The sequence below is a fragment of the Blautia sp. AF19-13LB genome (genome assembly GCF_003479105.1).
GTDB classification, from domain to species: Bacteria; Bacillota; Clostridia; order Lachnospirales; family Lachnospiraceae; genus Fusicatenibacter; species Fusicatenibacter saccharivorans.
In genome coordinates, this window is sequence record NZ_QUGO01000009.1 from 158,507 (window position 1) to 170,599 (window position 12,093).

The following is a 12,093-nucleotide window of genomic DNA, read 5'->3' on the forward strand; positions in this document are numbered from 1 at the left end:
GGAGGAATTGCATGATAACATTGGATAGTGTAAGTAAGAGTTACGCGAAAGGCCAGCCGGCCGTCAACAACGTATCCTTACACATCGAGAAGGGGGAATTCGTCTTTATCGTGGGAAACAGCGGTTCTGGAAAATCGACGCTGATCAAGCTCCTTTTGAAAGAACTCGAGCCCACATCCGGTACCATTAAGGTAAACGGACAGATCTTAAATAAAATGAAACGCTGGAGAGTGCCGAAATACCGCCGCGGTGTCGGCGTCGTATTCCAGGATTTCCGCCTTTTAAAAGACCGGAATGTCTATGAAAACGTAGCATTCGCACAGCGTGTCATCGAGAAACCGAACCGCGTCATCAAAAAGCGCGTGCCGGAAGTCCTGACGCTGGTCGGACTGGCAGAGAAGTACAAATCCTTCCCGAAGGAGCTTTCCGGAGGAGAGCAGCAGCGAGTTGCCGTGGCAAGAGCCATTGTCAACCGGCCTGACATTCTTCTGGCGGACGAGCCGACCGGAAACCTGGACCCGGGAAACTCCATGGAGATTATGAAGCTCCTGGAGGAAATCAACAACAGAGGAACGACCGTTCTTGTGGTAACCCACAACCGTGAGATCGTCAACTCCATGAAAAAACGCGTTATTACCATGCGAAAAGGCGTGGTAGTCAGCGATGAGAAGGAGGGCGAGTACCATGAGGTTTAGTACACTGGGCTACAGCATCAAACAGGGTGTCAAAAACATCTGGAGAAACAAGATGTTCTCGCTGGCATCCATCGCAACCATGGGAGCCTGTATCTTTCTGTTCGGTATCTTCTTTGCGGTTGTCATCAACTTTAACTACATCGTAAAAAATGCCGAGACAGACGTATCCATGACCGTCTTCTTCAACGAAGATGTGGATCAGGCGACGATCGATGAGATCGGAACGGAGATCAAGGCCAAGACCGATGTGGTCAAGGAATGTAAGTATGTTTCCGCGGATGAGACGTGGGAAAACTTTGCAAAACAGTATTTCGAAGGAAAAGAGGAATACAAGGACGGCTTTAAGCCAAACGACAACCCGCTCGCAACTTCTGCTCACTACGAGGTTTACGTATACCAGGTAGAGACGCAGGATGCACTGGCTGAGTATATCCGCTCGCTGGACGGTGTCCGTGAGGTTAAACAGGCCGAGGGCGCAACAACAACGTTGACGACGATGAACCGTGTCATTGGCTACGTTTCCATCGCGATCATCCTGATTCTTCTTGCCGTATCTGTTTTCCTGATCAGCAATACCGTCACGATCGGTATTTCGGTCCGGAAAGAGGAGATCGGTATCATGAAGCTGATCGGTGCGACGAACCTGTTTGTAAGGGCTCCGTTCCTGATCGAGGGTATCCTGATCGGTCTCGTCGGAGCAGCGATTCCGCTGGGGCTGCTGTACGTTGTATACAACAGAGTCATCAGCTACGTTATGACGGAGTTCAGCGTACTGTCGAACTTTATGGCATTCATGCCGGTATCGGCCGTATTCCGGATTCTGCTTCCGGTCGGACTCATTCTCGGTATGGGAATCGGACTTGTCGGCAGTATCTTTACGATTCGAAAACACTTGAAAGTCTGATAGGATTAGACAATATAATAAAGTAAAAATAAGTCCCGGAATCCGTCAAAAGATTCCGGGATCTTTCGATTGGGAGGCATATTTTGGAAGAACTGATGAAGGAAGAAAAAGAGGGCGTAAAAGCGGCAGAGCAGGAAAAACCGAAAAAGCGCAGAAACAGAAAGAAAAACCGAAAAAATGAGATGCGGAAGAGCTACTTTGCGGGCATGATTTCCATGCTGGCGCTTGTAATGATCGTGCTTGTCGGAACAACGTTTCTTTGGCCGGGAAGCAGTGCGGACCACCCCGGCGGCTTCTGGTCGTGGCGGAAGACGGCGGCGATCAAAGCGATGATCAGCCAGCTTTACGCGGGCGATGTGGATGACACAGAGCTGTCGGATGCGATGTATAAAGGGATGATCAGCGGCCTCGGCGACAAGTATTCTACGTATTACACGAAAGAGGAATACGAAGCGATCAAGACAGCGCAGGAGGGCTACTATCAGGGTATCGGTGTTACGGTGACGCTGGACGGCGATAAGCTGCAGGTCACCGGCGTACAGGACGATACCCCGGCGGCGAAGGCCGGTATTCAGGCGGATGACCGCATTGTGAAGATTGACGGGCAGACACTCGAAGGCTTAAGCCTCAACGATGCGGTCGGTCTTCTGAAAAACAGCGAGAACGATACCGTGACGCTTTCCATCGAGCGGGAAGGCGAGGCGGATCTGATTGAAACGGAAGTCAAAAAAGAGAAGCTTGCGGCGATTGTGGCAGACGGTAAAATGCTGGACGACAAGATCGGCTATCTGGCCATCAGCGAGTTTACAGGGCTTACCTCCGAGCAGTTCCAGAAAGCATACCAGTCACTGCAGGATCAGGGCATGGAGCGCCTGATCATCGACCTGCGCGGCAATCCGGGCGGCCTTGTGACGGCAGTCTGCGACACCCTGCGCCAGATCCTGCCGGAGGGACTCATCGTATATACCGAGGATAAAAACGGAAAACGGGAAGAGTATACCTGCGACGGCGATACCCCGATCTCGATTCCACTCGTCGTGCTGGTCAATGAAAATACGGCAAGTGCGGCAGAAATCTTCACGGGAGCAGTCAAAGATTACGGCATCGGAACGATTGTCGGAACGACGACATTCGGAAAAGGCATTGTCCAGAATACATTCCAGCTCTCGGACGGCAGCGTGGTGAAACTGACGATTGCCCATTATTACACGCCGCTCGGAAACGACATCCACAAGGTCGGCATTACGCCGGATGTCGAGGTGGAGCTGCCGGATGACGCGACGAGCGATGTGCAGATCGAAAAAGCGTTGGAAGTTGTCAAAGGACTGGAAAGTGCGGAATAAAATAAGAATTTTTACAGAAAAGCAGGAAAAAGGTAGGAAAAAAAGCACGAACGTGTTATCTTAGTAGAGGAGCCGAAAACAGATCTTGGCAGGCTCTAAAAGAAAGTGAGGAAAGACAGATGAACTTTACAGAAAGAAGAAAACAGGTTTTTGATAAAATGGACCAGGATTCCGCACTGCTTTTGTTTTCTGGAATCGAGCTGCATGTCAGCGCAGACGAATATCTGCCGTTTGAAGCAAACCGCAACTTTTTCTATCTGACCGGCCTTCGCAGAGATCACATGATCCTGATGATGAAAAAGACCGCAAAAGAGGAGAAATCCATTCTGTTTATCGAGGAAGCGGATCTGAACCAGGAGAGATGGTTTGGAAGAAAAGTAACCGTATCTGAGGCACAGGAGATCACCGGAATCGATGACGTTCGTTTCCTGGATTCCTTTGAGGGCATGGTAAACCGTCTGATGGCACGCGAGGACATCGGAACCCTGTATTTCGACTGCTACCGCTATCAGGTCGAGGATCTGCCGGATTACAACATGGTAAAGGCAGAGGAGTTCGCAAAGAAATTTCCAGGCAGACCGATTAAAAACATTGCTCCTGTCATCGCAGCACTGCGGATGCAGAAAGATGAGGATGAGATCGCTCTCGTCCGCCAGGCAATCAAGATCACCGACGACGCGCTGAAATTCGTGATGAAGAATCTGAAACCGGGCTGCACCGAGTATCAGGCACAGGCTGATTTCGAGTACAAGATTTTCCACGAGGGAGCAGACGGAACGGCATTCCCGACGATCGCAGGAAGCGGTGCAAACGGAACGATGCTGCACTACGACACCAACCGTGACGTGTGCGAGGATGAGACCCTGCTTCTGATGGACCTCGGAGCAAAATTCCAGGGCTACTGCGCAGATATCACCAGAACGTATCCAGTCAACGGAAAATATACGGACCGTCAGAGACAGGTTTACGACGTTGTTCTGGCAGCAAACCGCGCCGTTGCAAAAGCAGCAAAACCGGGTATGACATTAAAAGAGCTCGACGATATCGCAAAGGATGTTCTCGGCGAGGGCTGTGTGAAACTTGGCCTGATCGAGAAGAAAGAGGATGTCGGAACCTATTACATGCACGGCGTTTCCCATCACCTCGGCATCGATGTACACGATGTGACCGCGGCATGGAACGACAAGCTGCGTCCGGGTGCCATTATTACCGACGAGCCTGGTTTGTATATTGACGAATGGGAAATCGGTATCCGGATTGAGGACGATATTCTGATTACAGAAAACGGCAGCGAGGTTCTCTCTGAAGCCGTGATGCGTGATCCGGATCAGATTGAAGCGTTTATGCAGGAAAAGTAAAAAAATGACATCGGAAGATGCCAAACCGAAACAAAGCCCAAAGAAAAGAGGCGCAAAAAATCCTGAAAATTTTCCGGAAAAGCAGGAAAAGGTCAGGAACAGATGAAAAGGAGAAAACAAGATGAAAATTGCAGTCACATACGATAACGGGAATATTTTCCAGCACTTTGGAAAAACAGAGAACTTTAAAGTTTATGAAGTAGAAGACAATAAAGTGGTTTCCAGCGAAGTGATCGGATCCAACGGAACCGGCCACGGCGCACTGGCAGGCCTTCTTTCCGAGCAGGGCGTGGATGTTCTGATCTGCGGCGGCATCGGCGGCGGTGCACAGGCAGCTCTTGCTGAGGCAGGCGTAGAGCTCTGCTCCGGAGCGGAAGGAGATGTGGATGCAGCGGTGGAAGCTTACTTAAACGGAACGCTCACATCTGCAGGTGCAACCTGCGATCACCACGATCACGAGGAAGGTCATTCCTGCGGCGACCACTGCGGAAGCCATGAGGAAGAGGAGAGCTCCTGCGGCGGTTCCTGCGGAACCTGCGGCGGCGGATGCGGTGCACCGACTCCGGTTATGGAAGGTAAGAATGTCGGAAAAACCTGCCGTACCCACTACAGAGGAACCTTCAACGATGGAACCCAGTTTGATTCTTCCTACGACCGCGGCGAACCGCTCGAGTTCATCTGCGGTGTGGGCCAGATGATCCGCGGCTTCGATGCAGCCGTTGCAGAGATGGAAGTCGGCGAAAAAGTCAACATCCATCTGATGCCGGAGGAGGCTTACGGAATGCCGGATCCGAACGCAATTTTCACCGTTGCGATCGCACAGCTTCCGGGAGCAGAGGAAGTAGAGGTCGGACAGCAGGTTTATCTGCAGAACCAGTACGGCCAGCCGTTCCCGGTAAAAGTTACCGCAAAAGACGAGACCAATATCACGTTTGATGCCAACCATGAGATGGCTGGAAAAGAGCTGAATTTTGAGATTGAGCTGGTTGAAGTGAAATAAAAAAATGCATAAAAAGAGTGTCAGGGCGAAGGAGCCAGGCACTCTTTTTTGATGCGCAGAAAAATCAACGATTCCCATTTCCGATTTCCGTTATTTTTTGTAAAAGTAAACAAAAAATGACCAAAATTCATTTTTTGCCATTTCAAATATTGACTAATAGTCATTTAAGTTGTAAGATGTGGTACTAGAAAAACAAGTTAAAAATGAATCAGAGGAGATGAATGAAAATGGTTAAAGTTGGCAAATGGATTGCCAAGCACAGGATTCTGATGCTGATCATTGGATTTCTGCTGATTATTCCGTCAGTCATCGGAATGGCAGCAACGAAAGTAAACTATGATCTGCTCAGCTATCTGCCGGAGCATCTGGAAACTGTAAAAGGACAGGACATTCTGGTAGATGAATATGGCATGGGTGCGTTCTCTATGGTTGTCGTGGAAAACATGGAAATGAAGGACGTACAGAAACTCGAAGAAAAATTCGAGCAGGTAAACCACGTAAAAGAAGTTTTATGGTATGACGATGTGGCAGACATCAGCGTGCCGGTTGAGATGATCCCGGAAAAACTCCGGAAAGCATTCTACAATGGGGATGCAACCATGATGCTCGTTCTGTTCGACAATACGACTTCTTCCGATGACTCCATGGAGGCAATCGAGGATCTTCGTAAAATTGCGAACGAGCAGTGCTTCATCGGCGGTATGACCGGTGTTGTTACCGATATCAAAAACGTAGCATTAAAAGAGCTGCCGGTTTACGTTGTCATCGCCGCAGTTTTGAGCCTCGTTGTCATCGAGCTGACATCGACTTCCTTCGTTGTTCCGATCCTGTTCCTGTTAAGTATCGGACTTGCAATCCTTTACAACCTGGGAAGCAACGTGTTCCTTGGTGAGACTTCCTACATCACAAAAGCGCTGACCGCCGTGCTGCAGCTTGGTGTTACGATGGACTACTCCATCTTCCTGCTGAACAGTTTCGAGGAGAATAAAAAGCGTTTCCCGGATGACAAAGAGCGTGCGATGGGCCATGCAATCGCCAACACGTTCAAATCCGTAGCCGGAAGCTCCGTTACCACCGTAGCCGGTTTCCTGGCACTGTGTGTTATGACCTTTGCCCTTGGCCGCGACCTTGGTATCGTTATGGCAAAAGGTGTTTTGATCGGCGTTGTCTGCTGTGTCACCGTCCTGCCGGCCATGGTTCTGGTATTTGACAAGGCAATTGAGAAAACGAGACACAAACCGCTGGTAAAAAGCCTGGATAAACCGTCCGCCTTTATCACCAAACATTATAAAGTATGGGTTGTGATCTTCCTGGTTCTGCTGTTCCCGTCGATCTACGGAAACAATCATACCCAGATTTATTACAACATCGCACGTTCCCTTCCATCTACCCTGGACTGTAACGTGGCAAACGATGAAGTAAAAGCGCAGTTCAACGTCAGCAACATGCACATCGTCATGATGGACCGCGATATGGACTCCAAACAGAAAAAGAAAATGATGGATGAGATCGGCAAGGTAAAAGGTGTCAAATCAACCATCAGCATGGGCTCCCTGCTCGGCCCGACCATTCCGGAATCCATGATCCCGGAAAATCTCCGAAGCATGCTGCAGAGCGATGAGTATGAGCTTGCATTTGTGAGCTCTGAATATGAGTCCGCAACAGATGAAGTAAACGAACAGGTCAAAGCGATTGACAAAATCGTAAAATCCTACGATAAAGATGGAATGGTCATCGGTGAAGCACCGTTGATGAAAGACCTGCAGGATGTTACCGATGCTGACCTTGTCAACGTAAACGTGCTTTCCATTGGTGCAATCTTTATCATCATTCTGCTGATCTTCAAATCGATTTCTCTGCCGATTATTCTGGTAGCAGTCATCGAGTTTGCAATTATGCTGAATATGGCAATCCCGTATTATCAGGGAACCAGCCTTCCATTCGTGGCCAGCATCGTAATCGGAGCGATTCAGCTCGGTGCAACCGTGGACTACGCGATCTTGATGACAACCCGTTATCAGAAAGAGCGCCAGAATGGAAAAGACAAGAAGGAAGCTATCAGTATTGCCCATAAGACCAGTATGCCGTCCATCATCAGCAGTGGTCTGAGCTTCTTTGCCGCAACCTTCGGTGTGGCCTGCTACTCCCAGGTTGAGATGATCGGTTCCATCTGTACTCTGCTTGCGCGGGGCGCGATCATCAGTATGGTCGTTGTTATCCTGATTCTGCCGGCAATGTTTATGATTTTCGATAAACTGATCTGTAAGACATCGATTGGATTTTTAAAGAAGAAAACAAAATAAAGTATGACAAATCCCCTGTACCGGAAGTAGCTGGTGCGGGGGAATTTTTTTGCTTTGCGTTCAAATTTCTGATATGACGGATAAGATTCTGCCACGGATTGAAGACTGGAAGAACCGGCCACTGGACGAGGTCTATCCTATTCTCCACATCGATGCAATCCATTATTCTGTAAGGGATAATGGCGTGATCCGAAAGCTTGCTGCTTATCCAATGCGTCGTAAAACCCCTTGCTGTGGGGAGTGTCAAATGGAAGAAGTATACCGGAAAAGAAGAAGGATAATACGGAAAATCTGAAAAGATAAAAACTACTCTTTATGAAGCGTATTCTCATAGTGACAGATCACTGGATGATATCCTGGCGTTTATTGAAGGAAGAGATGATGATATTGACTGGTGAGGGATGGGGAAAACAGTCTTTAGGGTACTTTTTTCAGGAAGTTCACAAAATAGGTAACTGTTTCATTTGATAAATATAGTATATTCTGGAAACGTGTTCTGTGTGTGGTGAGAAAATTAAGGGTTTCTAAAATAATGAACATTATATTGACAGAAATACTCCGGGGAAAAATAAAAATCCCCGGAGTATTTTTACGTGTTTCTATCTAAAAGCACCATCAAAAATCATATCAGCAAATCTTACATTCCGGTCACTCACCGCACCAGACAATTCAAACATTCCTTTAGTACTATCTGTGACAATCAAAGTCAAGGTATTTTCATGAAAATAGAATTTCCATGTTTGTGAATGCCCGGTTTCCTGCCAGCATATAGTCAAAATAAGGGTACTCTGGTCTACCCAACTGTGATGGGCAGCATATTTCCAAATACGGTTTCTCTGTTCGTCTCCAATAAGTGGGCTATTTGACGGAATTTCAATTGCATATGTGGTTTCTCCAAACAAATCAACAGTACAGGAACTGTGAATAGTCTGTATTTCATCGATTACAAACTCCATACGGCTGTTGCCAATCTCAAAGCGAAGAGTATGTTTTTCATCTGATGTACGACTGCGTAAATCAAATTCTTTTCCCTGAAGCATATGCATTAGATAAGAAGCACTCGGCGAATATACAACGGGAGTTTCCCACTGGTTCATTACGTTTTTCATGTATTGGTAACACCATGCATCACGAGGTTTCGGCTGCTCAGTTATGTTATTAAGGATATACTTTTCAATCAGAGGGAAAATTCTGCTTCCATCCGTTTCTTCAGCAGTAGTTGTAATAACCATATCCATTTTCGGAAATACCATGCAATACTGGCCAAATGCTCCATCAGCACGATAGCTCCCCGGACTGTTCTCCCAAATTTGATATCCATAGTGGCGGCCCCATCCGGCACATCCCTGCACGTTTGTGGAAATGTGGGGGTATGATGCCTCCGTAACCCATTCTTCCGTGAGAATGCGTATGCCATTGTAAACACCTTTATGTAAGTACAAAAGTCCCAGTTTTGTGAGATCACGTGGAGCAATCAAAAGCCCCCATGCTCCAGTGTTAACATCTCCATGTTTATCCCAACTGACATCTGTAATCTCCAGAGGATCAAATAGATGCGTCTGTAACCAATCTTTCAGGCACATGCCAGTCACACGGCTGATAAGTTCTGACAGCATATAAGTTCCTCCGGAATTATAGACAAAATGAGTTCCTGGCTCATATACCATTTTTCTGGTAAAAAAGATTTCCGGCCAGGGTCTTATGCCATTGCACATATCTCCCACTGTATCCACGCCATGACCCGTACTCATAGTCAAAAGATGGCAAATTTTTATGGTACGGGCTGCATCATCCATGTCCAAATCTCGACATTCCGGAAAATAATCAAGAAGGAAATCATCTACCCGCAACAAACCTTCTTTTACCGCAATCCCTATAGCCGTGGATGTAAATGTTTTGCTTACGGAATATACCAATCTTTTATCAAGTGCACAAAACGGATATTTGGAAACTTCTGCTATCGCTTTATCATGGCGAACAATATGAAGAGTCCGCAATTTATAATTTATTTCATCACATTCTTTCAGAAACTGGGCAATAGCTACAGAGGAAATGCCTACATCTTCAGGAATATAAAATTTATTGAATAATTGTGTCATTAGAATTCTCTCCTTTATTGAGTATTTCTCAATTTTATAACTTCTTCATCTGCATTCATAAAGTTACTAATCAAAACTAACAAAATGCTACAGACCAAAGGAACGACTGCATATCCGCATCTTTCAGCAAACAGGGTGACAGAAGATTGTGCAATGCCATTATTTGCAGCCTGAGCGTCATATTTACACAGAGACAAAGTGTGTGTCTGGTCAATGATAAAACCGCTTGAAAATTCTGTCACTGCGTTGATAATACGTCCGGCAGACATCATAAAAGCAATAAACGACATGGACAACAGCAGATTGTCGGTCAGATACAGTGTTAAAAAGAACCAAGAATACCACCCAGACAATTAGATCCACAGCCAAAAAGTGCGTATCCAAACATTTGAGATTTTGCAATCTCTCCATTATTCTTATCTCTCATTGTGATAATCCTCCAAGATTATTTTAAGTTTTTTACGCGCGCTTTTACTTATCTGAAAGATATCATAGATAGTATATTGTAAGATATAGGAGAATTAACCTTTGAATTTAGTAATATTGACCAGTCATTTTTATAACACTCGTTTTATAGTAACTCATTAACTAACGTACCTTGAAAATTTCATATAAGACAACAAATATTTCATATTAGTAGTGTTTTCCATTAACATACATTCAGATTCTTTGTTACTTTTTTAGCTGTTTGCTGAAAGTAAGGTGCACTGATCCAGACTGTCCAGATATGCTGACAGTTTCTTAAAATTCAATGCCGCAAGTTTAATTCCGAACCGAAGCTTTGTGGCTAAAAGTCCTCTGACCGGCATTGCCCTGTCTGCTTGATATAGCTGCAGCTTTTCGGGGCATTTCCGGCAGGACAGCTGATAACCCTGGTCCCTTCTTCTGTGAATAAGAAATTATTCATTCTTAGCAAAAGACATGGGATCACCTCACAAATAATCTGAGATCATGATACCATTTCCTGACATAAATTTGTTGTTTTGTATGAAATTTTCAAGGTTCGCACGGGTGTACCTTTTGCCCCCCCTAATCATAAAATGGATTTTTTGTTATCATTTTTCTATAATTTCCAGGGGTTTTCGAATAATATTTTTTAAACTGAGCGATAAAACTTCCCTCATCCGAAAAGCCCACCTCCTGAGCGATTTCAGAGATCCGTGTGTTTGTGTCCTTAAGCAATTGTTCTGCATGAATAACCCTGCACTGTGTCACATACTGATTAAATGTCATACCTGTATTTTTTTTGAATAAACGGCAAAAATATTCTTTGGAGAAGAAAAAACGTTCTGCTACTTCACTGGTCTTGAGATTGCTGCTGTAGTTTTCATGAACATAATTAAGAACATGTTCAAAACGCTGAAAACTTTCCGAACTTGTCGCTTCGAACTTTTCCCGTTTCATACAACATTCTGTTGCAAGAATATACACAATTTCACAAATTTGTTTGATTGCATAAATATTCATATATGCTGCATCTTGTGTTTTACATTTCTTATTCATTTCTTCAAGAAGTAACTGTATCTTCCGTTCTGCCATATTGTTAAGAATAAAGTAACAGTTATCATAATCTGGAATCACTTTTTTTAGAAAATCGTAGCTGATTTGTATCGTAACCCCTGTAACGCAGATCCCGCCCTGTGGAAAAAAAGGGATAGACGAATGGACTTCTCTGCTGTTTATCACAACAACATGTGAAGGCGTTACATCTTCAATTCTTCCATTTATAAAGAAGCGGGAAGAGCCTTCAAAAACCGTATTTATTTCCAACTCTTGATGCCAGTGACTTTTTATGATTGCACTGTCCGCCCGGGTATGGCGAATCAATCGTCCAGGAACGATTCCGTTTAGTTTTACTTTTTCATAAATTCCATAATCTTTCATTCGTTATACCTCCCTGTCTGGATTTCAATCAAATAGGAGAGAGTGATTATTTTCCGTCATCAATAAACGTAGTACGCATTTCTGTATCCCATAGAGATATGTGTAGTATTCTCATTGCGAGAACTCATGTAAAGTATATCAGATTAATTTAAAAATGTCTAATAAGTATGATATGGGTGTCAAAACACTCATTTTATAGTAACTCATTAACTAACGTACCTTGAAAATTTCATATAAGACAACAAATATTTCATATTAGTAGTGTTTTCCATTAACATACATTCAGATTCTTTGTTACTTTTTTAGCTGTTTGCTGAAAGTAAGGCGCACTGATCCAGACTGTCCAGATATGCTGACAGTTTCTTAAAATTCAATGCCGCAAGTTTAATTCCGAACCGAAGCTTTGTGGCTAAAAGTCCTCTGACCGGCATTGCCCTGTCTGCTTGATATAGCTGCAGCTTTTCGGGGCATTTCCGGCAGGACAGCTGATAACCCTGGTCCCTTCTT

9 protein-coding genes and 1 pseudogene are annotated in these 12,093 nt (G+C 45.2%); 7 read left to right on the plus strand and 3 right to left on the minus strand.

Annotated features, from left to right (window positions below):
* The first annotated feature begins 11 nt into the window (after positions 1-11).
* From ftsE to DWX32_RS11355, 7 genes and pseudogenes are all read left to right on the plus strand, one after another.
* On the plus strand, positions 12-695 hold the full coding sequence (gene ftsE / locus DWX32_RS11325; protein ID WP_022461638.1) for a cell division ATP-binding protein FtsE: 684 nt from the start codon (positions 12-14) through the stop codon (positions 693-695).
* Positions 685-1,599: a permease-like cell division protein FtsX gene (gene ftsX / locus DWX32_RS11330; protein WP_022461639.1), complete on the plus strand. Its 915-nt coding sequence runs from the start codon at positions 685-687 to the stop codon at positions 1,597-1,599. Before ftsE ends, ftsX begins: the two co-directional genes overlap by 11 nt.
* An 83-nt stretch (positions 1,600-1,682) precedes the next feature.
* A complete protein-coding gene (locus DWX32_RS11335) occupies positions 1,683-2,942 on the plus strand; it encodes a S41 family peptidase (protein WP_118660046.1) in 1,260 nt (419 codons plus the stop codon).
* A 119-nt stretch (positions 2,943-3,061) separates the two neighbouring features.
* Positions 3,062-4,300 carry an aminopeptidase P N-terminal domain-containing protein gene (locus tag DWX32_RS11340; protein ID WP_118601069.1) on the plus strand — a complete coding sequence of 413 codons (1,239 nt, stop codon included), beginning with the start codon at positions 3,062-3,064 and terminating at the stop codon, positions 4,298-4,300.
* A 121-nt stretch (positions 4,301-4,421) separates the two neighbouring features.
* Entirely contained in the window at positions 4,422-5,300 is an 879-nt protein-coding gene (locus tag DWX32_RS11345) for a NifB/NifX family molybdenum-iron cluster-binding protein (protein ID WP_055227718.1), read from the plus strand.
* Positions 5,301-5,527: 227 nt separating this feature from the next.
* On the plus strand, positions 5,528-7,603 hold the full coding sequence (locus DWX32_RS11350) for an efflux RND transporter permease subunit (protein ID WP_117761409.1): 2,076 nt from the start codon (positions 5,528-5,530) through the stop codon (positions 7,601-7,603).
* A gap of 64 nt (positions 7,604-7,667) precedes the next feature.
* Positions 7,668-7,811 (plus strand): annotated as a pseudogene (locus DWX32_RS11355) (transposase); the annotation flags it as partial.
* A gap of 391 nt (positions 7,812-8,202) precedes the next feature.
* Here DWX32_RS11355 and DWX32_RS11360 read toward each other — a convergent pair.
* The 3 genes from DWX32_RS11360 to DWX32_RS19970 form a co-directional block, all read right to left on the minus strand.
* The gene (locus DWX32_RS11360; protein ID WP_118660048.1) at positions 8,203-9,702 is read right to left on the minus strand and encodes a serine hydrolase domain-containing protein; all 1,500 of its coding nucleotides are present in this window, start codon (positions 9,700-9,702) and stop codon (positions 8,203-8,205) included.
* Between the two features lie 1,029 nt (positions 9,703-10,731).
* Complete coding sequence (locus tag DWX32_RS11365) at positions 10,732-11,586, minus strand: AraC family transcriptional regulator (RefSeq protein ID WP_118660050.1); 855 nt, start codon at positions 11,584-11,586, stop codon at positions 10,732-10,734.
* 302 nt (positions 11,587-11,888) lie between these two features.
* On the minus strand, positions 11,889-12,093 hold a 205-nt coding region (locus DWX32_RS19970; protein ID WP_207664915.1), incomplete at its 5' end, for a hypothetical protein.